Origin of the sequence: Streptomyces sp. NPDC093064 (genome assembly GCF_044754605.1) — a bacterium.
Classification (GTDB): domain Bacteria; phylum Actinomycetota; class Actinomycetes; order Streptomycetales; family Streptomycetaceae; genus Streptomyces.
In genome coordinates, this window is sequence record NZ_JBIVPK010000040.1 from 47,709 (window position 1) to 70,509 (window position 22,801).

Sequence of the window (22,801 nt, forward strand, 5' to 3'; positions counted from 1 at the left end):
CTTTTGGTGAGAATGCCGCCGCCGTCGACCGCTTCGACATCTGGGGCCCTTGGCGGCTGTTTCTGATACCCAGCGGTTTTCCGAGCCCCGACGGACCAGGTCAGGCGTGGTGCGTGAGAGCGCCAGAAGTCTGCAGCCGTCTGCGGACCGGTCACCGGGTGTGTGCCGTCAGGGTGCTGCTGCTCGCGGTGGCATCGGGCCTCGCTGGCCCGCGCTCTCGTCGTGTTCCTGCGCCTGCGGTACCGATCGGGAGGGTGTAAGTAGAGAATATGCGTCTGCGACAGCGGTTTGGACACCGCCCTCGCTCACGGCAGGCCGGTGATGCTCTGCTGGCACTCCCGCTGGGTTTGATCGTGGCGATCGTGCTGGTCGACGTGCTGACCCCGGACGGTCTGCCGCTGGGCCCGTCGCTGCTGATCGTGGCGCCCGCGCTCACCGCGTCCTTCGCCTCCACCCTCATGACCGGGGCGGTGGCTGCCCTGGCGGTGGTGGGCATGGTCGTCATCGGTCTTCAAAGCGGCCACCTGCTGGGCGGCACGATGTCGTTCGGCTCGCAGCTCATCGCCCTGCTGGTGGTGTCGGTGATCGTGACGGTCTTCCGCTATCTGCGGGAGCGGCATGCCCGCGAGCTGGCTCTGGTGCGGACGGTGTCGGAGGCGACGCAGCGGGTGGTGCTGCGGCCGCTGCCGCGGCGGATCGGTCCGCTGCGGGTGGGATCGGTGTATCTGGCGGCGCAGGAGGAGTCCTTGATCGGCGGCGACCTGTACGCGGCCGTCCGCACTCCCACGGGTACCCGGCTGATCATTGGCGATGTGATGGGCAAGGGGCTGACCGCGATCAGTGACGCCGCCCTGCTGTTGGGCGCCTTCCGGGAAGGCGCGCACCGCCAGGCCACGCTGCCCGACCTCGCGGCCTACCTGGACCACAGCGTGTGCTGGAATCTGGCCGATCCCGCCGAGGCGGAGAAGGCCGGGGAGTGCTTCATCACGGCTGCGCTCCTCGACATTCCCGACGTGTCGTCGCTCATCCACGTGGTCAGCTGTGGACATCCGCCCCCGTTGCTACTGCGCGGCACGAAGGTCTCCGCATTGCTCGCCGCCTGCCCCGCCCCACCGTTGGGCCTGGGCGAGCTGACCGCCGCCGCCTACCACGTCGACACCTTCGCGCTCGAGCCCGGGGACATGCTGCTGCTGCACACCGACGGGGTCATCGAAGCCCGGGACGCCCGGGGCGTCTTCTACCCACTGGCCGAACGCGCTGCCCACTGGGGCCACCACAGCCCCTCCGCGCTGGTCCACCACCTGCGCACCGACCTGCTCGCCTATGCGGGCGGTCACCTGGCCGACGACGCCGCCTTGATTGCCGTCCAGCGCAGTCGTCGGCCAGCGCCTACTGAGGCAGCTGACCGCCCACCTTCTCGGCTCGATATGGAAACCGACCACGCACCCGACTCGGCGATGTGAGCGTATGTCTGATCCCGGCGCTCACCAGGGCAGCACTATTTCCAACCAGATGGCGGTGTCTGGAGGCAGCCGGGGGAGCTGCTCGTCCCGGCGGAGGTCCGCTCCGGGGCCCGGTCGCTGCTGGAGCGGATCGCCGCCGGCCGTGCCACGACGGGGCCGTGCACGGCGCGGAACCGGGACGGGCACCTGGTGGAGCTCGCGGGGTGCACCACGGTCCCGGAACCGCCCGGTGGCGACGGCGGCGTGCTCGCGTTCCTCGTGGATGTTTCCGCGGTGCTGGAGGTGCGGGTGTCCCGCACCGTTCTGGACGGGCTGTTCGGCCGTTCGCCGATCGGGCTGTCCGCCTTTGACAGCGAGCCGCGCTATCTGCGGGGCTGAGCTTGTTCGCCCGCCGCGCAGGTCGCCAAGGGGGATGCCCGTCGGTGTCCGGCTCCCACCACCAGTGCACGGCCGCCACACGGTGCAGGCACTCGGGCTTGCGCTCTCTGCTCGCCGGCGGCCGAGCAGCCGTTCCGGGATGCCGGTGACCCGTGCAGGCGAGTTGAATGGAAAGCAGTACACCACTACGTCCGGGGGTGAGACAGACGAGTGCGGACCCTGTGTCCGACGTCGTCGGGCGACTGCCGAGCGACGGAGCGGTCATGGTGCTGGACAACCGCGGGACCATGCTGGCGTGCACGCCCGCGGTCAAGGAGTTGCTCGGCATAGGGGGCGGGGAGCTGATCGGCAAGCCGTTCGCCGACCTGCTTGCCGAGCCGGGCGAGGGGCTGCTCCCGCCCGGCGGCCCGGCGACGCTGCGCCACCGCCGCGGCCGGACCGTGCAGGTCCGGCTGGAGGTGCTGCCGCTGAACGGCGGTTCCGAGGCCCAGTGCCTGGTGCGGGCGGTGCCGGTGACGACGGCCACGGACCGGGAGCAGGACGACGCCTTGGTGCGCGCGCTGTTCGGGCAGACCGAGATCGGGCTGGTGCTGCACAACGCCGATCTGCGGATCGTGCGGACCAACCAGCCGTCGGATGCCATCGGTCTGCTGGCCGGTACCGGGGCCGGGCCGGGCGGGGTGGCCCTCGACGAGGTGCTGGTAGCGGCGGACGCCCAGGCCGTCGCGGAGCGGCTGCGCCGGGTCGCGGAGACCGGGAAGCCGGTAACCAACCAGGTGGTCCGGGTGCACCGCCGGGACGTGCCCGAGCAGGAGCGCATCGTCTCCCTGTCGGCGCTCCGGCTGGAGGACCGGGAGGGCCGATGTACCGGGGTGGCGGTCGTCTTCAGCGACATCACCGAGCGGAAGCAGGCGGAGCACGGACTGGCTCTGGTCAGCGGGGCGGAGAAGCTGCTGCTGGGTTCGCTGGATATCGTCCGCACCGCTGAGGGCCTGGCCGGGGTGCTGGTGCCCGAGTACGCCGATCTGGCGGCGGTGGATCTCGCGGAGGCGGCGCTGGTGGGTGAGGAGCCCGGTGACTTCTCCCTCGGGGCTCCGCTACGGCGGGTAGCGGTGGCTGCCAGGAGCGGCGTCTGGCCGGCCGAGCTGCTCACGGTCGGGGCCTCGCTGCGAGTCCGGGATCCGGAGAAGGAGTTCGTCTACCGGCGCTCCGCGCTGGCCGTTCCGGACCTGTCCGAACTGCGGATCGCGCTCGCCGGCGACGTCGAGGGGCGCCGCCAGGTGCTACCCGACGCTGCGGCATCTCTGCTGATGATGCCGTTGCAGGCCCGCGGGCTGCTGCTGGGAGCGGCGGTGTTGTGGCGCTTCGGCGACCGGCCCCGTTTCGACCCGGACGACGCGGAGCTGGGGGCGCGGATCGGCTCCCGGGCCGCGATCAGCCTGGACAACGCACGGCGATACGCCCGCGAGCACCGCACCGCGGAGGCCCTGCAGCGCAGCCTGCTGCCGCAGGCGGTCGTCCGGGTGAGCGCGGCGGACACGGCCGGCTCCTACCTACCGGCCGGCATCACGACGGGGATCGGCGGAACGTGGTTCGACGTGATCCCGCTGTCCTCCTGCCGGGTCGCCTTCGTCGTGGGCGACGTGGCGGGGCACGGCGTGGAGGCCGCCGCCGCGATGGGACGGCTGCGGACGGCGGTGCAGACCCTCTCCGACATGGACCTGCCTCCCGAGGAACTGCTGACCCACCTCGACGACCTGGTCGTCCGGCTGTCGGCGGCGGAGGCCGCCGCGCCGGGACCAAATCGCGGGCAGGGCACCGTCCTGGGCTCCACATGTGTCTACGCCGTGTACGACCCGATCACCGGGGTGTGCACGATCGCCAGTGCGGGCCACCCGCCGCCGGTGCTGTCCGTCCCCGGGCGGCCGGGGGCCGGCTTCGCGGCGGTCAGGCCGGGGCCGCCGCTCGGGATGGGCGGTCTGCCCTTCGAGCCGGCGGAGCTGGCGATGGAACCGGGGGCGCTGCTCGCCTTCTGCACCGGCAAGCTGCTGGCCCACGGTGAGGACGGCGCCAAACAGCGGCTGCGGCAGCTCCGCGAGCAGGTGGACGCCGCCGTGCAGGAGGACCGGACGCCGGCGGAGACCGGACGCACCGTGCTCCGTCATCTGCTGCCCGAGGCGCCCGACCATGACGTCGCGCTGCTGATGGCCCGGCTGCACGTCCTGCCCCCGGACTCCACCGCCGTCTGGGAGCTCCCGGCCGATCCGGAGGCGGCGGGCCGGGCCCGGGAGATGGTGACGGCGCAGCTGAGCGCTTGGGACCTGGAGGAGCTGGCGTTCACCACCGAGCTGATCGCCAGTGAGCTGGTGACCAACTCCATCCGGTACGCGGGCGGCCCCGTGGGCCTGAGGCTGATCAGGGACCAGGTGCTGATCTGCGAGGTCTCCGACCCGAGCCAGACTCAGCCACGGCTGCGCCGGGCCCGGCTGACCGACGAGGGCGGCCGCGGGCTGTTCCTGATCGCCCAGTTGTCGCAACGCTGGGGCAGCCGCTACACCCACCGCGGTAAGACCATCTGGACCGAGCAGCCGCTGCCCGTCAACTGACGCGCCGAAGATGGGCCGACCCCGTGGCGGGAGCCCACGAACCTGCCACTCCATGATGGTGACGTAGAGCCCGTCAGGATGCAGTACGTTCACCGCCTGGTGCCCGGGCCAGGTCAGTGGAAGCACAGCCAGCCCGCTGGAAGTGGGCTGGCTGTGCTCCGGGCCGTCCGAGGGTGGCCAGACGTCCGCTGATCGTGTCGGGGACCGGTATGGCACGCGGAGGGACGGGTAATGTCCTGGCCGAGGTCGTCGCCGACCTGAAGGCGACCTCCTGGGTCCGCGAGGGCCGCCCGCAGGGAGAAGACGTTCGGCGACCGCCGGCTCTGCGCGGCCATCGCTGACCGCCTCACCTTCCGCGGCACTCTGCTCCAGACCGGCACCGAGTCCTACCGACCCCAGGCCTGCGACAAACGCGAAAACCACTGATGGAGGATCCCTGTGACTTTGTGCCTGAGGGCGATCCCGACACTGTCGCAACGACAGCGCCCGTGGTGAGTTACAGCCGCACGAAGCTCACTATGAGCACAGCCAGGGACAGCAGTAGCATGCCCAGGCAGTTGACCCAGAACGCGGAGTTCAAGGCTCGCGCGCGAATGTGGGATGCGGCGGCCGCCAGGAAGTAGACAACGATCGCAGCAGTGGTCGTCATGGCGACGCCGGACACCCAGAGCCCGACGATGAGCCCCACTACGGAGGCCGCCTTGAGGGTGATCAGCGCCCACCACCAGTCGCGCGGGAACCGTACGCCGTCCAGGCAGTCGACGATGAATCTCGGTGGACGGAGCATCATTGCGGCGTCGCCCGCCTGTATCCCGAGCAGGATCAGGATTGGCCAGACGGGAGACGGGAGTTCAGAGAGGGTCATCGGTCATCCTCTTCGTATACCGTGACGAATTCGGCGGTGCGCCGGATCCCGGTTGCCGTCTGCTGCCGGTCGGTGGATCCCGCGGCAAGCAGCATCAGCTCCCCCAGGTAGCTGGTGAACATCACCTGCGCACCGTGCCGGGCGCGGGGGTTGGGTATTCCCGCCTTCACCATCGCGGCGGTGAGGTTGTCTTCGGTCAGCGTGCGCAGCGCGCCGAGGGCCGCGTTCTCGGGTTGACCTCGGGTCAGGGTCCGGAAGTACGCGCGCGCGAGTTCGTCGTTCTCGGCGAACAAATCGAGGAACGGGTCGAAGTAATGGGCCAGGTAGTCGACTGCGGAGGCTGCGGACTCCGCCGCCGGTGGCGCGGGGATGCGGGCGGCGATGGCCTGGTCGTAGACAAGGCTCAACAGAGACTCCTTGTCCCCCACTGCCATGACGGCACCCACGGAAACACCCGCCTCCGCCGCGATCTGCCGCACCGTTGTGCCCTGGAAGCCACGCTCCTGGAAGAGTCTTTCGGCGGCCTCGATGATGCGGGTGGTGGTCCGCCGTTTTCGTTCGGCGCGAGTTGCCTGAACGCGTTCAGTGAACATGTTCAGAAGGTAGTCGGCGCGGCTACACCGAGGCAATAGTGTCGGTCAGCACGGTTTCAGAACTCGGCACGCCGGGCCGGGGAGGGCACGTGGGCACGCACGCGGAGTGACACCACAGGGCGATGCCGACGTCCTGAATCTGAACAGGGCTCAATGTCTCGCAGGACGACGAGCGTGGGCAGCGCGCGGTACATGCCAGGCAGGCGTCTTCTCGATTAAGACGACGCTTGATCGTGTGGATGCGCGTGGCGCAGGCCCAGTCCTGCCCATCACGGGTGCAGTGGAGGCAGCTTCCGGCGCTTCCGGCCGCCGCGGCCGTTTCGGAGGATGTCGCGGTCGCGCACCACCAGAATGAAGCCAGTAATGCTGAATGCTGCACAACAGGCAGCCAGGATGAAGCCAAGGGGCTGGCGACTTCCGGCCAAGGAGCTGGCTGCGTGAAACAACTGCCCCAGTCCGATCGCTATGACGCCCCAGCCCGCACGGGTGCCCGCGCGCCGGTGGTGCTGCCGCCCGACGAACCACACGCCAAACGCCATGCAGATGACACTACCGACGCTGATGATCACCGCATCGAACATCCTCACCTCCGCGGGAAGCGTACCGATCGCGGGGCGACGAGGACCCGATGAGATGACGGCAACGTTGACGGCAACGACGGCACACAGAGACCGACGATCACGAGCGTCAGCGATCAGTCCGGAAGAAGGCGGAGCCCCCGCTCAACGGGTTGCCCGATCCTCCGGATCAGAAGGTCTCTGACTGCCCACCGACTCCTGTTCTCCCAGGCGTCCCCCGGCGGCGCTAGCTGCCAGGGAAACCGCAGGTCGCAGGGGAGCCTTCACCCCGGATCTTGGACACTTGAGATCGTGGATCTTGAGGATCTGAGAACGGACATCTTGTGGTCATGAAGCACTATCCGCCGGAGTTCAAGGCGGACGCGGTCGCGCTGTACGAGTCGCGGCCCGAAGCGACGATCAGATCGGTCGCCGCTGATCTGGGGGTCAATCCGGAGACGCTGCGGAACTGGGTCCGGGCGGCCGGAGCAAGCCGGCCCCGGGGGCGCCGGGCGGAGGTGCTGGCGGAGCCGCCCACACCGCTGGAGGCGGAGAACGCCGCCCTGCGCAAGAAGGTCCGCGAGCTGGAGGAGGAGCGCGAGATCCTGCGGAAGGCAGCGAAGTATTTCGCCGGGGAGACGCGCTGGTGAACCGCTTCCAGTTCGTCGCCGATCACCAGCGCCGTTTCGGCGTGAAGCGGCTGTGTTCCATCCTTGGAATCGCCCGCTCGAGCTTCTACTACTGGCGCCGGACGGCCGCGGACCGAGCAGCCCGGCAGGCGGCCGACGCCAGGCTGGCCAACCGGATACGGGCCGTGCACCGTGAATCGGACGGCACCTACGGGGTCCCGAGGATCACTGCCGAGCTCCGCGAGGAGGGCGAGCGCGTTAACCACAAGCGGATCGCGCGTGTGATGCGGAGCATCAATCTGGCAGGAGTGCGGCTGCGTCGCAGGCACCGCACCACGGTTACGGACCCGGCCGCGGCCAAAGCCCCCGACCTGATCGGCCGCGACTTCACCGCGAGCGAACCGAACACGAAGTACGTCGGCGACATCACTTATCTCCCTGTGGAGCGCGGGAAGTTCCTCTATCTGGCCACCGTCATCGACCTCGCCTCACGCCGCCTGGCCGGGTGGGCGATCGCGGATCACATGCGCACCGAGCTTGTCACCGACGCATTGGCCGCCGCCGAGCGATGCCGCGGCAGCCTCGCCGGGGCGGTCATACACACCGACCACGGCGCCCAGACCAGGTTCAACCAGTGGATGCAACACCGGCTTATTTGATCGACAGTAGATGGTCGTTGAGGGCTTCGGCGGGTGTCTTCCAATTCCTGCGAACCGACCGCATGCGACAGTGGGGTGTGCTTTCCCGATGGTGGTACGCCTTGATCAGCGCTGGATGCCTGCTGGTGTTCTACATCGCTGCGATCGTTGGTAACTGGGCCGACGAGCAGCATGTGGACTGGTTGTCCTCCGGCTGCTTCATCGTCGGCGGCATCGCGTCTGGCATCGGCCTGGTGATGTTGGGGCGCGCCATACTGCCCGGGCGGCTGCGACGGACGATGTTCCCCCCGGGCCGTGTGCCCCCGCCCGAGGGGCGGCACCGCTGGCCCGAGCCACCACACTGACCTAGCCCCGGGCCGTGTCTGGGCCGTCCGAGGCGGACCAACATTGACAGAGCGATGGACCTGATAAGGATGAGGCCACAGCTCAAAACTTGACCAGTGTCATGATTCACCCATGCGCCAGCGCCTCCTCTACGCCCTCGCTGCCGCCCCCGGCATCGCACTCTTCTTCGGCGCAGCCCTGCTCGGTGCCTGGGCCGACGACCACCATCACATCTGGCTGAGCCGCGCGTGCATCATGGGCGTCTCAGTCGGCTTGGTAGTGGCGGGCGGCAGCATCCTCCTCGCCATCACCCCCCGGGCCTGGCGACGGTTCGTCTTCCCCCAGTGGCCAGAGGGACAGGACGGGCTCGTCGACAGGCGTATGAAGCTACCGGACGACTGGCGTCGCTGATGGCAACCTTGGCGCCCGTAGTTCGCATCGAAGGGCACACCGCGACACCCCCGCCCGGGCCGTCTCTGGGCCGTGCGGGGGTGCTCAACGACAACCAAAGCTGACAACCACCGACAGCTAAGTCGCAGGTCGCAGCGTTGATCGATTACACGGCCGTAGGTCAGAGACCCGGCCTGCCACTTCTTCGGTTACTGATCGTGCTCGATGGAGCTTGACTCGCCCATTGAGACTCCACCGACCTCAACTGTCAGTGGCAGTCGAAGCGCCAGTCCCACGGGAGGCCAGGGCACTGGCGGCAATGGAAGAAGTAGACGCCGCCGCAGTCGCCCAACTGTATGTCGCCGGTAATGGTCAGAAGGTGCTCCATGCGGTGTCCGCTCTCGCAGTTCGGCCAGTCGGCAGGCTGCGTCCAGGCGGGCCAGCCGCCGACCTTCGTCCCGATGATGTTGGAGTCGGGTGGCCACATGGAGCCGCCCGTCGGCAACCGGAGACGAGGTTCCCAGGTCTCCCACATGTCCTTGGGTAGATCAAGCGACCTCGGAAAGTCCTCCGCGGTAATCGGTGAGAACGTGGATGGTTCCGGCATGTTGGTCTCGTCGTACTCCCCCTCGCTCGCCTCGGGGATCTCGGACAGCAGCCCGCCGGCCACGACCTCCGCCTCGTTGCGCCAGTACAGCTGCGGCATCACCAGCAGCCTGGGATCCTGCTCATGCATCAGCGAGCACCACACCAGCTGCAGCAGATCCTTCCCCTCAGGGAACTCCAACCCCGGCACATCCCGGGCGAACAGCTGAAGGATCGGCACCATCGGCACCGCGCCCGGGACGATCTCGGTGTGGTTGTGCAAGTCGGACCCGTACGTCCAGTGGTCCTCCTGCGCGCAGTACGGCCACGGCTCGTCCGCAGGCCACAGCAGCTTGCCCCCCAGCGAGCTCTCCCGCACGCCAGGGTCGCCGGGTTCCGGATTGAGGAGGGTGGTTTCCCGGGCAAGGCCCGCGTACTCCGGTATCAGGGTGCGCAGATCCTTCGCGGGCAGCTCGGGTGTGTCTCCGGGCATCGAGGCTCCTCTAGCGTACAAAGATCGATGGGACGCTGCGGGCACGTTAGTACGTGCCACCGACAACCCCATACGACAACGGCCGCCTCGTCACACCCCCTGGATCCAGCCGCACGGGACTCGCAACATAACCGCGGCGCTGAGGCGCCGAGGGCAATGCGGGGCCTGGGCTGACCAGCCGGGCTGACATCAACAACCGCCCCGCCCGTAGTTCGCATCGAGGGGCACACCGCGACACCCGCGCTCTGGTCGTCTCTGGGCCGAGCGCGGGTGCTCAACGATGACAGATGACGACAATCGACGACGGCTCTTTCCCTGCTCAGAGACGGTACTTCGGGTACCGGCGCAGGTGCCCATCAGTGAAGCAGAGTTGAGGAAGAACTGACCGAGTGCCGCATGCGCCCTTGACTCGATCATTGAAACTCCGCCCGTGCAGTAGCCTTCCCGCGGAGGGGTGCCATGTCTGCGTGGATCATGTTGGGTGCCGGCTGCTTTCTCGTAGTTCTGGGAATGTTGACCTTGAGCGGCCGGGGAGCCGCGGCCTATGCCCGGTCGCCTTGGGCTGGTTGGGGTTGGATAGCGATGGGTGGCGGCTTCGTCCTGGACGGAGGCCCCAAGCTCCTGGGCTTCTCTTCCGAAGCGGCGGCGAATCTTTCCGCCGTTGCTCTTGGGCTCATCGTGCTGGGCGCGGTGCTTCAGGTCCGGGGTGGAGCGTTCGCCAAGACTCGGCGTCCCGGCGACGGCGCCTGAGCCCGGATCCACCGGTGGGTGATCTGCGGGAGGATGCCGCGAAACGAGGAAGTGCCTTGTGACCTGCGATGATGGGAGTTCTCTAGGCTTCCAGCACGCACGATCGGCAAGGCACTTCCGAGATGCAATCTTCCCATGGTCCGGCGGCGGTCTCGTCCGCGTTCGATGATCCGAATCTGGTCGCGTACGGCGGGCTGGCTGCGGTGGTGCGGCTGGCCGAGCGGTGTGGGCTGCCCGTGCTGGCCGACGAGCACCTGCGGCTGCCGGCGTCGAAGGACGGCACCGGAGCCTTCCCCGCGGCGAAAGTGATGTCGCTGGTGGGCGGCATGGTGGCGGGCGCGGACAGCATCGACGACATGGACCGGCTGCGGCACGGCGGTCTGCCGCGCCTGTTCGACGGGGTGCGTGCGCCGTCCACGCTGGGTTCATTCCTGCGTTCCTTCAGCCACGGGCACGTAAAGCAACTGCACGCTCTCGCACGGCGGTTCCTGCCCGCACTGGCCGCCCACCCCCGCTGCTGCCCGGCGCGGAAACGGTGGCCCATGTCGATATCGACGACACGATCCGCCGCACCTATGGCTATGCCAAGCAGGGCGCCGGCTACGGATACAGCAAGGTCAAGGGCCTGAACGCGCTGCTCGGGATCGTCTCCACGCCGCTGGCCGCCCCGGTGATCGCCGCCACCAGGCTGCGCAAGGGCCCGGCCAACTCCGCACGCGGAGCGGCCGCGTTCGTCACCGAGGCGGTGCGCACCGCCCGAGCCTGCGGCGCAGTGGGGCTGGTCATCGTGCGGGCCGACTCCGCGTTCTACGGCGCCGACGCGGTGGGCGCCTGCCGGGCCCTGGACGCGCGCTTCTCCATCACGGTGCGGATGAACGCCTCGGTCAAGGCCGCCATCGCGGGCATCGCGGAGGACGCCTGGACGGCGATCAAGTATCCGAAGGCGGTGTGGGACGAGGAGGGACAGTGCTGGATCTCGGACGCCGAGATAGCCGAGACCACCTACACCGCCTTCACCTCCAAACCGAAGAAACAGCAGGTCACCGCCCGCCTGATCGTCCGCCGCGTCAAACGCCTGGGCACCGCGGACGTGTCCGAGGGGCAGGGCGAGCTGTTCACGACCTGGCGCTACCACGCCGCGTTCACCGACTCCCCGCTCCCGTTGGCCGACGCTGAACGTGATCACCGGCGCCACGCGGTCGTGGAACAGGTGATCGCGGACATCAAGAACGGCCCCTTCGCGCACGCCCCGTCCGGCCACTTCCAGGCAAACGCCGCCTGGCTCGCACTCGCTGCCCTCGCGCACAACCTGACCCGCGCCGCCGGCACCCTGGCCTCGGCCTTCCACGCCCGCGCCACCACCGGCACACTCCGCGACCACCTGATCAACGTGCCCGCCAGACTGGCCCGCTCGGCCCGCCGCCTTGTCCTGCACCTACCCCGACACTGGCCCTGGGCCGACGACTTCACCCGGCTCTTCGACGCCGTTCACGCACCCCCACCCACCGCCTGACCTGCCCCAACCACCCCGCCCGCAAGGGCCCGAGACCTGTCACCACGTGGAAAAGCTGGGCAGACCAGCGGCCAGCCCCTGCCCACCCGCAGCTCAACCCGCCCAACGAACCGAAACGATCACATCGCAATCAAGCCGGTGGATCTGGGCTGAGTGGCTCCCGTACTTCCTATCTAGGGCAACCATCAAGTGGGCCACGGAATCTGACATCAGCGGCTGACACCAACAGCGGCGGACGAAGGCGAATCAGGGTGAACCCAAGCGACCACTCCCACGCCGCAGGGCGGCAAAGATCCAGTGGCCAGAGCTCGCGAAGATCGACCTGATATCGACCTGATAAGAATGAGACAAGACTGCAAGTCCTGTGCCCGGCGGGGCCGTTGCCCTGACGAGGGATGGCGCCTCTCCGGCTTGACTCGGGACCCACCTCAGCTCGATCCTCACCAAGCTCGGCCTGGCCAACTCAGCGGAGGACCACCGCCGCGTACTGGCCGTGCTCCTCTACCTCAACCGGCCCTGACGCCGGGCATGCGGCGGACGCCGTCCGCTCGTCGGCCGGGAAGCCGCATCGGCCACCCTGCTCGGCTTCAGCAAGCCGGACAAGTGCCCGCAGCCTTGCGTTCGGCTCAATCAGGCGTGATCTTTGTCTGCTCCCACTGATTTTCGGCCGCTCGAGCGGCGAGACAGCCAGGAAGGCAGAGATTCCGTGTCGATTCCCCCGCCCCCACCCCCGCCGTCGTACCCGTACCAGCCGCCCGTGCCCCCGCCGTCGTACCCGTACCAGCCGCCCGTGCCGCCGCCCGGACCCGGACAGCAGTGGGGTTTGACGCAGCCGCCGGTTCGGCCGGTGCTGAACGGCCTCGCGGTCGCGGCCCTGGTGACGTCGCTGCTGTGTCTTGCCCCGCTGGGGCTGATCCTCGGCGTTGTCGCGCTGGTGCAGATATCCAAGAAGGGACAGCGGGGCAAGGGCCTCGCGATCGCCGGGATCTCCGTTTCTGGTGCGGTTCTTCTGCTGGCCGCCGCCGTCGTGGCGGGGGTACTCAACTTCAGGGTGTGGACGATTTCCGCCAGCGACAGCGGTGAGGTCCCGGGGCGGGGGTGGAGCACGGTCCACTTGCTGAAGGTCGGTGACTGCTTCACCCCGGGCGCGGAGTTGCCGAAGCGGGACAGACCGCCGCTGGGTAACGCGATCGTGAAAAGGGTGCCGTGCGACGAGTCGCATCGAGGAGAGGCGTATGCCACCTTCGCACTCTCCGAGCAGCGCGACTTCCCGGGCCATGACGCGATCGGAGCGATCGCGGGGCCGCAGTGCAAGAAGCTCCTCTTGGACTACTCGGTGGATCCGGTGGCCTTCGGCTATCTGCAGACCTATTACTACTATCCGGACGAGCACGGCTGGGCTTCCGGGAAGCGCACCGTGCAGTGCTGGGCGGCGCTTTTCGACGGGGCCGAACTGGACACCTCGGTACGGCGCGGCGCGTCCGACCTGAGCACCGACCAACTGGCCTTCGTCTCGGCCATGAAGCCGCTGACCCTCGCATCCGCACTCCGGCCGGTGGCGGACCTCCGGCAGGACCTCGACGGCGCCAAGGCCTGGGCCGGCCAGGTGGCCGAGGCGCAGGCCGAGACGATCCAGCTGCTCAAGGATGCCGAGCTGCCGGGGGCCGAGCGACCGACCGAGCAGCTCGTGGCGGAGCTCGAAGCGGGGCTGCCGCTCCTGCGGCAGGCGGCCGAGGCACGCGATGCGGACACCTTCGAAGAGCATCTGCGATCCCTGGATCAGCACAACCCGGACCCGCACGTCCGCCAGATACGCGGTCTGCTGGACCTTCCCCTGCCACCAGCCTTGCCGACACCGGCGCTTCGGGGCACGGCCGCTGGGTGAGCCGTTCGCCGGGCAGGCTCGCCGGCCCTCAGGCCTCCCCGCCCGCCCCCAGCGAGTACCGCGTGACCTCCGACAGGTGCCGGGTGAAGAACTCCCGTGCCTGAGGGGTCAGTGTGCGCAGGGCCACCAGGGACGTGATCACCACGTCGCACAGTTCCGCCTGGACGTCGTCCCAGGTGTTATCTGGGGCTGTCTGCACATACTTGCTGGTCAGCGATCCGGCGCACCTTCGGTGCGCCGGGGGCGTGGTAAATCCCGTGGCGCGCTGGGGATGCTTCTGTCTGCCCCTGACGTGGGCCGGTGCTGGTTCGGGATCGTGGTGGGGTTCGTGTCCTCCCTGAACCCGCAGCCCGGATGAGCCCGGGGTGGACGATCCATGTCTGCCAGGTTTCCGATGATATGGCCCAGTCCTTCAGGACCCGGCGGAGGTTTTCGTAGCCGGTAGGCCGGTGACTGAGCTCTTCGCTTTCGAGGCTGTCGAGTGCGGCCTCGAAAGCGAAGGCCAGCCCTCCGTCCTTGAGGCGGTGGGTGACGATGCCGTCGAAGCGTGCGGAGGTGCCGGGCAGGCCCCCGCGGACCCAGCCCACAGCGGAGGCCCGGTGCGATGTCCGGGCCGTCTCCGGGCCGTCTCCGGGCCATGCGAGGTCACCCGACGCCGACCAACAATGACGGAAGCCCACGGCATCTGAACTGTTCAGTGCCGTGGCTTCCTCAGCCTCGCTGGTCAGCGAGCCCCTTGATCAGTAGACCAGCTACTGAGCGCCCCGGCGGCGCTTGACTCGCCCTTGAGACTCCACCGACCTCGCTATCCGGTGCTGCGTCGTCGCCCCCGAGGCGACCGGCGGCGGCGCGTGGGCCCGCCCAGGCGGTGAGCCGGGCGCCGTACGCGGCGAGGACGGCGTCGCCGGCTGCGTGGCCCATCGTGTCGCTCACGGCATTGAGGTGGTCGGCGTCGACCATGACTACGGCCCCGCCGTCGCGGTGGCGGGCGAGGATCGGGCGGGCGCGGCCCGGTGTAGGCGTCGCGGCGCAACAGGCCGGTCAGCGGGTCCTTCCGGGAAGCGGCGAGCTGCTTGTGCAGCACGACCGCGTGCACCGCCCAGCCGGTCAGCGGCACGGCGGCCGCGGCGATGACAAGGCTGCGCGTTGGCTGCGGTAAGGCGGTGGGAGCGGGCATGATGGGATCTCCGTTCTCGCCCCTGCGGGGACGGACAAAAAGGAGAGGCGCACCCCGAGCTGTCCAGGCGTAGGGGGTGCGCCTCTTGCTGTGTGATCGCTGCCGCCCGGGAAATACCGGGGTCAGGCATGCTGGAAGTGCTCGCGTCCTGTGACGGGGAGGCGGGTGTCCGGGGCGGTCGTGAAGCGCCTGAGCCGATGCGGCGGCCGCCCCGGGCTTGTTACCGCCAGGGGCTCGGTGAGGCGAGGGGCTGGGTGCTGCCGCAGCCGAACGGGCCCGCGTCGCCGTGTGGGGTGCGGCCGCCGGTGGGCCGCAGGTCGGCGAGGATCGCCAGCAGGTCCGTTTCGTTCTCGATCAGGACGTCGACGTAGCCGCGGCCGCAGGTGCACGGCGTGATCAGCGTGAGCACGTTGCGGGCGCCGTCCTCGCTGATGTGGAGGGTGTGGTGCAGCCACAGCCCGCCGTCCAGCCACACCACCGCCGACGGCTCGTACGAGCGGAAACCGTCGGAGCGTAGGGCGGGGTAGCCGCTCCAGTCGCAGGCCTCGATCACCTTGCCGAGGGTGTCGGTGTACTGCTCGTAGATATGGTGCGCGGCCGCCGCTTCGGCCTCCTCGCGTTGTCCGTCGGCGCTGGGGATGTCCGCGGCGTGGGCCATGTCGAGCAGTGAAGTTCCCCCCGCTGCCCGGACAGCCTGATACTGGGACGGACGGTCCCGGAGGAAGCAGTTCCAGGTAGTGAGCAAGAAGAGCAACACGAGCAAGCGGTACACGGCCGAGTTCAAGCGCGACGCGGTCGCGCTGGTGTACTCGTCGGGCAAGACGGTCACCGAGGTCGCCCGGGAGATCGGCGTCAGCCCCGAGGGACTGCGGAACTGGGTCAACCAGGACAAGACCGACCGCGGCCAGGGGCCCGCGGGAGCGTTGACCACGGCCGAGCGGGAGGAACTGGTTCGCCTGCGGCGCAAGGTCCGCGAGATGGAACAGACGATCGAGGTGCTGGGAAAAGCGACCGCCGCGTCGAAGCCCCCATTGGCCAGCAACGCGGCCACCTTGTCCGGCTTCAGCTGAAGGACAGCTGGTGCCGGGAAGTATTTCTCCACCCCTTCCTTGTCGGTGTGGTGCTTCCGACGGCTCGCGCCGACTACCGTCCAGAAGCCCACGCCACCGAGCACTGCACCCACGCCCAGCACAAGCACGATCCGTCGCTTCCATGACCTTGAAGTGCGACGGGACCGCCATCGCATACCGCAGGGACTTCGCCTCGCACCACTCCCGCAGACCCGGATGCTGACCGTAGACCGGCATCCGCGGCCACCCACGCGAACGGTGCCCCGGCCGCGTCAAGCAGCACTCGCCCGCGCGCGGACGCGTGGCCCAGGAACACCCCCACCTGGCAGTTCTCAGTCCGCCCCGGGGCTCGTTCCTGAATAACTGTCAGAGTGGATCTGCTGGGTGGTCCTCGTCGGACAAGCGGGCTCGGATCTGTTCCAGGGTGCGGGCGGGCGATCCGGGAAGCGGTGTGACGACAACGCGGTGCAGGTCCAGAAGGCGGTGCCCGTCCTGGAACTGGTTGGACAGGTTGGTGCGGCCGACCCCCAGCAGTTGGGCCAGGAAGGTGCTGGTGATTGCCCTGCGGCGGCGTAACAGCGCCGCCTGGAGGCGGTGGTAGTGGTCCAGACTGCTGGTCTGCGGGTGGAGGTAGCTGCGCGGGCGGTGGAAGCGCCGCTGAAAGGCCGCCTCGGCCAGAGCATCCCAGTACGGCTCCGAGGCTGTCACCAGGCGTTCGAAGTCAGACCGTGGCATGCCGGTGAGGGCCGGATCGCTGAGCATCGTGGTCAGGGCGGGGTCGATCCGCGGGATGGCCGCCGGCGTCTGTGGGGTTTGGGGTGAGACGGGGGCCACGGTGTAGTTCCAGTCGCCGTGGAACGCATTGGGTGTGATCGGTAGAGCGTGGAACTCGGCGGCGGATACGGTGGTGCCCAGGCAGTAGCTGCCGGTGTCTAGCTCGGCGCCGATGGTCAGCCCGCTCCGGGTGGTCGTCGCGGCGATGGTTTCGATGACGACCTGGTAGCTGGTCAGCGGCCGGCCCCGCCAGTTCGCGGTGATGTGGCAGAACATCCGGTGTTCGATTTTGTTCCATTTCGACGTGCCTGGCGGAAGGTGGCAGACCGTGATCTCCAGTCCGCTCGCGAGGGCGAAGGCGGCCAGGTGTTTCTTCCAGGTCCAGCGGCGGGGATCGTTGGAACCGCCGGCGTCGGCGTTGATCAGCAAGCGGGTGGCGTCCGGGTGGTCGACCCGCCCGCGGCGCTGCCACCAGCGGCTTATGGATTCCACCGCGAACTCGGCGGTGTCGTGGTCGGTCCCGACGTTGACCCAGCCGGTGTTGGTAGCGATGTCGTAGATCCCGTAGGGAATGGCCACCGGCTGGTCGCTGGTGGTGAAGGTGTGGCAGTCGACCCTGATCGGGTCCTTGCCCGGCCGCCAGGTGCGGCCAGGCCGGTCACGGTTGCCAAGCCAATCCTTGGCCTTGGTGTCGACACTGATCACCGGCTGCCCGTCGTCGAGGCAGGCGGTGGCCGTCGCGTTCAGGTGGGCGAACTGGGCATCGCGATCCGGGTGGCTGGCGCCTTCGGTGGTCTTGACTGTGCCCTGCAGGCTGTAGCCCAGCTTGTGCAGCAGGCGCCCGACGGTTGCGGCGCTGACCCGATGGCCCTGTGACGTGAGGGTTGAGGCGAGGGCACGCAGCGACAGGGTGGTCCATCGCAACGGGGAGACGGGATCACCCCGGGTGTGTGGCTCTATCAACGCCTCCAGCGCCGACAGCAGGCCGGGGTCGGTGACCGTCAGCGGCTTACGGCCAGCTCCCGGAGCCCGGACCCTCCTCGTTGGCACCGGGTCTCCGGCCAGTTCCGTGACGCCCCGAGCGACGGTGGCGGTGCTGGCTCCGGAAGCAGCAGCCACCAGCGTGATCCCACCGTGGCCGATGGCCGCAGCCTCGCTGGCCAAGTAGCGCCGACGGCGGCGCTCATCGAGATGCGGCAGGATCCGATCGAACTTTGCCCGTAACGCGGCAACGGGCGGACACACAGTCATGGTCCACCCTCCCACCAACTCCACCTGAGCAAGCAGTAATTGAAATACAAGCCCCCGCCGTGCCCGTGTACTGCCACTGAACGCCCGCCGACCGGCTGCCCTTCTTCAAGAACCCCGTCTCATCCAGGACCAGCACCGCGTCGGCCTCCCCCAGATGCTCGACCACATAGGACAGCACCACATCGCGGACCCCGTCCTCATCCCAGCGGGATGCCCCCAGTAGCCGCTGCGTCGACCAGGGCGTCGCGGCACCGGCCTGCTCAGCCAACTGCCCCCGTTCTTGCGCGGCACGTCCGCCAGCAGCCCCCTCACATAAGCGACCGCCGTCGCCCGCGGCTCCGACCGCTCGAAACACCCAGCGATACGCGTCCCCGGACCTGCCAACTCCACACTCCACAGCGCCACCTGATCCGAAGTCACCACGCGACGATCATTGCAGGCAGGATGACCCACGTGGCAAGTGCCGCCGCAGCACCAGGGAGACCCCGCATGGCTGACTATTATCCGTACCCAATCGCGACCAGGAGAGGCGACCTGACGCTGATCTGGCGGCCCGGAGAGGACGATGCCCCCGATGAGCTCGTCGTTGACGAACTCGGAAGGCTCCTTGCGTTCCATGACCTCAAGACGCTGCAGGAATACTGTGATCGCAACGGCTTGGAGCTCGTCCGGGAGGACGAAGGCACTCTCGATCTGGGCCTCGTACGGCGGTGGGTCGAGCACCCTGGCCTTGGCTCGGTCCCGGCAGGACTGCTGCTGGACGCGTGGAACTTCTTCGAAGACCTCTCCCACAGTCTGAAGGCCGGCCCACCCCTTCCCTCCCAAGGACCGGTCCACGACAGTGCCTACGAAAAGATCTTCGGCGGCGAAGCTCTCGAACCGACCGCTGGCGAGGGAGCCTGGACGGCGGAGGAGACCGCGGCCGTGCGCGAACTCCTCCGCGCGGGGCTGGACCTCTGGGAACAGGCCGTGCACAGGTCCAGCACCGGCTGATCGACTCTACGAGCCAGCAGTGAGCGAGGCTCAAGGGGACCTCCACAGGTCGGGGCTCGGCCCCTGCGGAAGGACGGCAACCCAGAACGCAGGGGGCGGGCTCGAAATCTTGGACACTTCCAGCTCGATTCGGTCTCCCGCGGAGCGGGACAGGGAATGCCGTTTCGCCGACAGGCGATCCGGCGTCGACTGTCGTATGACGCCGATAGGTTGGCGCTCGTGACGATGCGGCAGGAGGAGACGGTGGACGCCGGGTGTGCCCGGTACGTCTACCGGCTGCGTGTGTCCGTCACCGCCGAGAGGTTGCTGATTGGCGAGTGGGGGCGCTGCCGTTGGATCTGGAACGAGTGCGTTGCCCGGTCCAAGAAGGCGTTCGCCGATGGTGAGATGTGCGGTCCGGCGCGGCTGGACAAGATGTTGACCGAGGCCCGCGCCGGCAACGCCTGGCTGCGCGAGGGCTCCTCGGTTCCGCAGCAGCAGATCATCCGGGACTTCGGCAGGTCCCGCGCGAAGGCGTTGAAGGACATCAAGGCGGGGCTGCCGATGCGCCGGCGCGTGGGGATGCCCGGGCGCAAGAAGCTCAAGGACTGCCGGCCGAGCCTGAACTACACGCGGCGCGGCTTCCGGCTCAAGGAGGGGCGGCTGCACCTGGCGGGCGGCATCAGCCTGACGGTGGTGTGGTCGCGGCAGCTTCCGGCCGAGGCGTCGTCGGTGCGCGTGTACCGCGACAGCGTCGGCCACTGGTACGCGAGCTTTGTCCTTCCGGCCGAGGTGCAGCCGCTCCCGCGCACCGGCGCGGTGATCGGCATCGACTGGGGTGTGAAGGAGCTCGCGACCACCACGTCCGATGCCCACGATCTGCCGCATCCGCAGCACGGGAGGAAGGCCGCGGGGAAGCTGGCCCGCTACCAGCGGATGATGTCCCGCCGGAAGCCGCACAGGGGCCAGGCCGCCTCGAAGGGCTACCGCAAGGCGCAGCGGCAGGCCGCGAAGCTGCACCAGAAGATCGCCCGGCAGCGGCAGGACACCGGCCGCAAGTGGGCCAAGGCAGTGGTCCGCGAACACGATGCCATCGCGGTGGAGGACTTCCGCCCGACGTTCCTCGCCAAGTCCTCGATGGCCCGCAAGGCAGCCGACGCGGCGATCGGCGCCACGAAGAAGGCCCTGGTCGAGATGGGCCGCAAGCACGGCCGGGCCGTGTACTTGGTCAACTCCGCGCACACCACGATGGACTGCGCACGGTGCGGTGCGAGAGCCAAGCACGCACTTCTCCTTTCGGAACGTACCTACACGTGCACCGCGTGCGGAGCCGTCTCGCCGAGAGACAAGAACTCCGCATCCGTGATGCTCGTCCGGGCTGGTCTGACCCCGGCTGGTGCTGAGGGCGTAAGACCTTCTGGAGCGCTGCTCCAGGGGGCTGCCTGAGCCAGGAATCCCCCGCCTTCAGGCGAGGGAGCAGTCAAAGGCGCACGATGACCAGGGCGGTGTCGTCGGTGGCGTCACCGGGTGGCAGTAGGTCGTTGAGCACGGCGTCGGCGAGGGCTTCGGGGTCGTCTGCCTGGTGGCGGGCCAGGGAGTCGGCGAGCCGGGCGAGGCCGGTGTCTATGTCTTCGCCGCGGCGTTCGATCAGGCCGTCGGTGTAGAGCACGAGAACGGCGCCCTCGCGGAAGGCCGCGACAGCCTGGATCCGGGGGGCGTGTTCAGGGCGGGCGGCCAGTGGCGGGTCGGTGGCCTGGTCCAGGAACTCGACGGTCCCGTCCCTCTGCAGGAGCCCAGGTGGGGGGTGGCCGGCGCTGCTGTAGGTGATGGTGCGGGTCTCCCAGTCGATGACTGCCGTGGCCACGGTGGTGTTCTCGGCACCGTCGACGGTGCGGGCGTACAACCCGAGGGCTTCCAGGGCGCGGGCGGGGCCTTCGGCGACGAGGGAGGCGGCGCTGAGGGCGCTGCGCAGTTGTCCCATGACACCGGCGGCGGGCAGGCCGTGGCCGACGACGTCGCCGACGGCAACGGCGATGCGATCGCCGGGCAGGTCGACCAGGTCGTACCAGTCGCCGGCCACGTTCAGTGCTTCGGCGGCGGGCCGGTAGCGTACGGCCGCCGGATGCCGACCGACCGGGCGAGGAGCGGGCAGCATGGCTTCTTGCAAGGTCAGCGCGACTTCACGGGCGCGGATGAGTTCGGTGACGTCCTCCACCCGGTGCAGCAGCAGCGTCACCCGTCCATCAGATCCGAACACGGGGACGTTGGTCATGTTCAAGTACCGCTCGTGCCACACTCCGGGCTGGTCGGGGTCCTCCCTGTCGTAGCGCTGCAACGCCACGATGCTGCGCTCACCGGTGCCCGCCGCCTGGCGCAGTGACGCCAGGACTCTGAGCAGGAGAGGCTCGGCGGGGTCCTTTTCGGGGTGGTCCTCGGGCACGAAGCGACCGACCACCTGCTCGCGGACAAGGCCCCGGAGGCGCAAGAACTCCGCGTTGGCGTCCGCGTAGATCAGCTGCGGGGTCACCAGCGCCACCGCCCCGGGAAGGGCCTGGAACACCGCCGCGTAGTCGACCGCCGGTACCTTCATGACCTGCCTGCCTTGCCCCGCAGCTCTGTCTCTTTTCACGATACGAGCGGGGAGTCACAGCTCGCTCATGATGTTGTAGGCCCAAGGGCGGCTACACACGAACGGTGATCGATTGGCATGCCCGGAGGTCCTCGCCGACGACCTCACCGAGGCGTGCGCCGCAGTCTGAGCGCCGAACCACATTCGGCACGGGCAGGGCTCAGGCGATGCTGGACTCGCCGACCGGCGCAGAGACGGTGAGCCCAGCCGTCAGCAGGCGGAGAAATGCTCCTCCACCTCCTTCCCGGGTGGCGAGCAGGCCCGCGAAGGCGGCGAACTCACTGGTCAGCCTGCCCTTGCCGATGCCCGTCTCGTTGTCCCACACCAGCGTCTTCGGCACGGCTCGCCAGCCGGTCAGCAGACGCCAGTGACCGTCGATCAGGTCACTGGTCTGCCGCGTGGGCAGCACCCGCGCCGTGATCACCCGTGAATAGCCGGACACCATGACCAGCACGGGCGGCCGGCCGGCCTGCCCGTAGCCGAGCGGGATGTCTACCGGCGGGAACCACAGGTCGCACTGCGCGAGCTCGCCCGGCTCATAGACCGTCCGGGAGACCGGATCGGCAGGCAGATAGGCGGGCCGGAGCTCGCGTACGCGTTCCTTCAGGATGGTCAGTCCGCGGTTCCAGCCGATCCGCTCGGCGATCACCGTGGCGGGCATCGTCGGGGTCTGTTTCAGCAGTTCGCGGATGACGGGCTCGAACGCGTCCACCGCCGAGCCCTTCAGCGGGCGCTGGTAGACCGGTGGCCGGTCGCTCGCCAGGGCGCGTTTCACCGTGTTCTTCGAGATGCCCAGGTGCCGGGCAATCGCCCGGATCGGCATCTGCTCGGCCCGGTGCAGCCGACGGATCTCAGCCCAGTCCTCCACGGAAATCACCCTCTCCTCCTGACCCTCGATGAAGATCACGATGATCAGGAGATCGCGAGGTGGGTCACCGTTCATCCGCCGATCAGCGGTCAGTTTTCAGGTTCTGGATCACTTTCCGTGCTGGGGCCACGGAGGGTCACCACAACCGCGATCATGAACGGCCGTGGGTGATGTCCTCTTCCAGGACCTGTGGTTCCACCGGGTCGAAGGTGTTGTGGTCGAAAGTGTCATACCCGACGGCGAGTTGGTGGTCGTGCGGGCTCGGACGGCTGCGGAGCGGGCTGCGTGTCCCGCGTGTGGGACGGCGTCGGTCCGGGTGCACAGCCGGTACGTACGCCGACTCGCCGACAGCGCAGTCGGCGGCCGTCCG

Annotated in this window: 18 protein-coding genes and 8 pseudogenes; 13 read left to right on the forward strand and 13 right to left on the reverse strand. The window is 68.7% G+C overall.

What is annotated here, in order from left to right; all coding sequences use genetic code 11:
• Positions 1 to 353: 353 nt before the first annotated feature.
• From ACIQFZ_RS32750 to ACIQFZ_RS32765, 4 genes and pseudogenes are all read left to right on the forward strand, one after another.
• Positions 354 to 1,463 (forward strand): PP2C family protein-serine/threonine phosphatase, encoded by a 1,110-nt coding sequence (locus tag ACIQFZ_RS32750; protein WP_402692922.1) that lies wholly within the window; start codon positions 354 to 356, stop codon positions 1,461 to 1,463.
• Positions 1,464 to 1,652: 189 nt separating this feature from the next.
• Positions 1,653 to 1,841: a hypothetical protein gene (locus tag ACIQFZ_RS32755; protein WP_402692923.1), complete on the forward strand. Its 189-nt coding sequence runs from the start codon at positions 1,653 to 1,655 to the stop codon at positions 1,839 to 1,841.
• Positions 1,842 to 2,104: 263 nt separating this feature from the next.
• Positions 2,105 to 4,447, forward strand: coding sequence for a SpoIIE family protein phosphatase (locus ACIQFZ_RS32760; RefSeq protein ID WP_402692924.1), 2,343 nt, complete (start codon positions 2,105 to 2,107; stop codon positions 4,445 to 4,447).
• A gap of 300 nt (positions 4,448 to 4,747) precedes the next feature.
• Positions 4,748 to 4,873 (forward strand): annotated as a pseudogene (locus ACIQFZ_RS32765) (AAA family ATPase); the annotation flags it as partial.
• 70 nt (positions 4,874 to 4,943) lie between these two features.
• Here the strand turns inward: ACIQFZ_RS32765 and ACIQFZ_RS32770 are convergent.
• The 3 genes from ACIQFZ_RS32770 to ACIQFZ_RS32780 form a co-directional block, all read right to left on the reverse strand.
• A complete protein-coding gene (locus ACIQFZ_RS32770; RefSeq protein ID WP_402692925.1) occupies positions 4,944 to 5,312 on the reverse strand; it encodes a DoxX family protein in 369 nt (122 codons plus the stop codon).
• Entirely contained in the window at positions 5,309 to 5,905 is a 597-nt protein-coding gene (locus ACIQFZ_RS32775) for a TetR/AcrR family transcriptional regulator (protein ID WP_402692926.1), read from the reverse strand. The genes ACIQFZ_RS32770 and ACIQFZ_RS32775 overlap by 4 nt, the downstream gene beginning before the upstream one ends.
• A gap of 269 nt (positions 5,906 to 6,174) precedes the next feature.
• Complete coding sequence (locus ACIQFZ_RS32780; protein WP_365438339.1) at positions 6,175 to 6,486, reverse strand: hypothetical protein; 312 nt, start codon at positions 6,484 to 6,486, stop codon at positions 6,175 to 6,177.
• A gap of 320 nt (positions 6,487 to 6,806) precedes the next feature.
• On the opposite strand from ACIQFZ_RS32780, the pseudogene ACIQFZ_RS32785 reads away from it, so the two are divergent.
• The 3 genes and pseudogenes from ACIQFZ_RS32785 to ACIQFZ_RS32795 form a co-directional block, all read left to right on the forward strand.
• Positions 6,807 to 7,711: pseudogene (locus ACIQFZ_RS32785) on the forward strand (IS3 family transposase); the annotation flags it as partial.
• 164 nt (positions 7,712 to 7,875) lie between these two features.
• On the forward strand, positions 7,876 to 8,094 hold the full coding sequence (locus ACIQFZ_RS32790; RefSeq protein WP_402692927.1) for a hypothetical protein: 219 nt from the start codon (positions 7,876 to 7,878) through the stop codon (positions 8,092 to 8,094).
• Positions 8,095 to 8,206: 112 nt separating this feature from the next.
• Positions 8,207 to 8,485 (forward strand): hypothetical protein, encoded by a 279-nt coding sequence (locus ACIQFZ_RS32795; protein ID WP_365435572.1) that lies wholly within the window; start codon positions 8,207 to 8,209, stop codon positions 8,483 to 8,485.
• Between the two features lie 247 nt (positions 8,486 to 8,732).
• Here the strand turns inward: ACIQFZ_RS32795 and ACIQFZ_RS32800 are convergent, their stop codons facing one another.
• The gene (locus ACIQFZ_RS32800) at positions 8,733 to 9,542 is read right to left on the reverse strand and encodes a DUF1963 domain-containing protein (protein ID WP_402692928.1); all 810 of its coding nucleotides are present in this window, start codon (positions 9,540 to 9,542) and stop codon (positions 8,733 to 8,735) included.
• 872 nt (positions 9,543 to 10,414) lie between these two features.
• Here ACIQFZ_RS32800 and ACIQFZ_RS32805 point away from each other — a divergent pair.
• The 3 genes and pseudogenes from ACIQFZ_RS32805 (at position 10,415) to ACIQFZ_RS32815 (ending at position 13,690) form a co-directional block, all read left to right on the forward strand.
• A pseudogene (locus tag ACIQFZ_RS32805) lies at positions 10,415 to 11,805 on the forward strand (IS1380 family transposase).
• A gap of 424 nt (positions 11,806 to 12,229) precedes the next feature.
• Positions 12,230 to 12,325, forward strand: a pseudogene (locus tag ACIQFZ_RS32810) (DNA-binding response regulator); the annotation flags it as partial.
• A 327-nt stretch (positions 12,326 to 12,652) separates the two neighbouring features.
• Positions 12,653 to 13,690 (forward strand): DUF4190 domain-containing protein, encoded by a 1,038-nt coding sequence (locus ACIQFZ_RS32815; protein WP_402692929.1) that lies wholly within the window; start codon positions 12,653 to 12,655, stop codon positions 13,688 to 13,690.
• A gap of 28 nt (positions 13,691 to 13,718) precedes the next feature.
• Here ACIQFZ_RS32815 and ACIQFZ_RS32820 read toward each other — a convergent pair whose 3' ends face one another.
• The 3 genes from ACIQFZ_RS32820 to ACIQFZ_RS32830 form a co-directional block, all read right to left on the reverse strand.
• Positions 13,719 to 13,889, reverse strand: a complete 171-nt coding sequence (locus tag ACIQFZ_RS32820; RefSeq protein ID WP_365435578.1) for a hypothetical protein — start codon at positions 13,887 to 13,889, stop codon at positions 13,719 to 13,721.
• Positions 13,890 to 14,401: 512 nt separating this feature from the next.
• Positions 14,402 to 14,650, reverse strand: coding sequence for a diguanylate cyclase domain-containing protein (locus ACIQFZ_RS32825; protein WP_402692930.1), 249 nt, complete (start codon positions 14,648 to 14,650; stop codon positions 14,402 to 14,404).
• Between the two features lie 437 nt (positions 14,651 to 15,087).
• Positions 15,088 to 15,525: a hypothetical protein gene (locus tag ACIQFZ_RS32830; RefSeq protein ID WP_402692931.1), complete on the reverse strand. Its 438-nt coding sequence runs from the start codon at positions 15,523 to 15,525 to the stop codon at positions 15,088 to 15,090.
• Between the two features lie 79 nt (positions 15,526 to 15,604).
• On the opposite strand from ACIQFZ_RS32830, the gene ACIQFZ_RS32835 reads away from it, so the two are divergent.
• The gene (locus tag ACIQFZ_RS32835) at positions 15,605 to 15,937 is read left to right on the forward strand and encodes a transposase (protein ID WP_402692932.1); all 333 of its coding nucleotides are present in this window, start codon (positions 15,605 to 15,607) and stop codon (positions 15,935 to 15,937) included.
• Between the two features lie 156 nt (positions 15,938 to 16,093).
• Here the strand turns inward: ACIQFZ_RS32835 and ACIQFZ_RS32840 are convergent.
• The 3 pseudogenes from ACIQFZ_RS32840 to ACIQFZ_RS32850 all read right to left on the reverse strand — a co-directional run.
• Positions 16,094 to 16,280: pseudogene (locus ACIQFZ_RS32840) on the reverse strand (IS701 family transposase); the annotation flags it as partial.
• A 3-nt stretch (positions 16,281 to 16,283) separates the two neighbouring features.
• Positions 16,284 to 17,962 (reverse strand): annotated as a pseudogene (locus ACIQFZ_RS32845) (ISAzo13 family transposase); the annotation flags it as partial.
• A gap of 52 nt (positions 17,963 to 18,014) precedes the next feature.
• Positions 18,015 to 18,385 (reverse strand): annotated as a pseudogene (locus ACIQFZ_RS32850) (transposase); the annotation flags it as partial.
• Positions 18,386 to 18,451: 66 nt separating this feature from the next.
• Here ACIQFZ_RS32850 and ACIQFZ_RS32855 point away from each other — a divergent pair.
• Together ACIQFZ_RS32855 and ACIQFZ_RS32860 are read left to right on the forward strand one after the other, a co-directional pair.
• Entirely contained in the window at positions 18,452 to 18,955 is a 504-nt protein-coding gene (locus ACIQFZ_RS32855; protein ID WP_376652227.1) for a hypothetical protein, read from the forward strand.
• 225 nt (positions 18,956 to 19,180) lie between these two features.
• A complete protein-coding gene (locus ACIQFZ_RS32860; RefSeq protein WP_402692937.1) occupies positions 19,181 to 20,380 on the forward strand; it encodes an RNA-guided endonuclease InsQ/TnpB family protein in 1,200 nt (399 codons plus the stop codon).
• Between the two features lie 34 nt (positions 20,381 to 20,414).
• Here the strand turns inward: ACIQFZ_RS32860 and ACIQFZ_RS32865 are convergent, their stop codons facing one another.
• From ACIQFZ_RS32865 to ACIQFZ_RS32875, 3 genes and pseudogenes are all read right to left on the reverse strand, one after another.
• The gene (locus tag ACIQFZ_RS32865) at positions 20,415 to 21,524 is read right to left on the reverse strand and encodes a PP2C family protein-serine/threonine phosphatase (RefSeq protein WP_376652226.1); all 1,110 of its coding nucleotides are present in this window, start codon (positions 21,522 to 21,524) and stop codon (positions 20,415 to 20,417) included.
• Positions 21,525 to 21,807: 283 nt separating this feature from the next.
• Positions 21,808 to 22,440 (reverse strand): annotated as a pseudogene (locus tag ACIQFZ_RS32870) (helix-turn-helix domain-containing protein); the annotation flags it as partial.
• A 142-nt stretch (positions 22,441 to 22,582) separates the two neighbouring features.
• The coding region (locus tag ACIQFZ_RS32875; protein WP_383061740.1) for a hypothetical protein at positions 22,583 to 22,801 on the reverse strand (219 nt) is incomplete at its 5' end.

Coding starts and splice junctions, on each gene's coding strand:
- ACIQFZ_RS32770 (WP_402692925.1), bottom strand. CDS start 5,312: ATGACCCTCTCTGAACTCCCGTCTCCCGTCTGGCCAATCCTGATCCTG.
- ACIQFZ_RS32780 (WP_365438339.1), bottom strand. CDS start 6,486: ATGTTCGATGCGGTGATCATCAGCGTCGGTAGTGTCATCTGCATGGCG.
- ACIQFZ_RS32760 (WP_402692924.1), top strand. CDS start 2,105: ATGGTGCTGGACAACCGCGGGACCATGCTGGCGTGCACGCCCGCGGTC.
- ACIQFZ_RS32825 (WP_402692930.1), bottom strand. CDS start 14,650: ATGGTCGACGCCGACCACCTCAATGCCGTGAGCGACACGATGGGCCAC.
- ACIQFZ_RS32865 (WP_376652226.1), bottom strand. CDS start 21,524: ATGAAGGTACCGGCGGTCGACTACGCGGCGGTGTTCCAGGCCCTTCCC.
- ACIQFZ_RS32795 (WP_365435572.1), top strand. CDS start 8,207: ATGCGCCAGCGCCTCCTCTACGCCCTCGCTGCCGCCCCCGGCATCGCA.
- ACIQFZ_RS32775 (WP_402692926.1), bottom strand. CDS start 5,905: ATGTTCACTGAACGCGTTCAGGCAACTCGCGCCGAACGAAAACGGCGG.
- ACIQFZ_RS32860 (WP_402692937.1), top strand. CDS start 19,181: ATGCGGCAGGAGGAGACGGTGGACGCCGGGTGTGCCCGGTACGTCTAC.
- ACIQFZ_RS32830 (WP_402692931.1), bottom strand. CDS start 15,525: ATGGCCCACGCCGCGGACATCCCCAGCGCCGACGGACAACGCGAGGAG.
- ACIQFZ_RS32855 (WP_376652227.1), top strand. CDS start 18,452: ATGGCTGACTATTATCCGTACCCAATCGCGACCAGGAGAGGCGACCTG.
- ACIQFZ_RS32800 (WP_402692928.1), bottom strand. CDS start 9,542: ATGCCCGGAGACACACCCGAGCTGCCCGCGAAGGATCTGCGCACCCTG.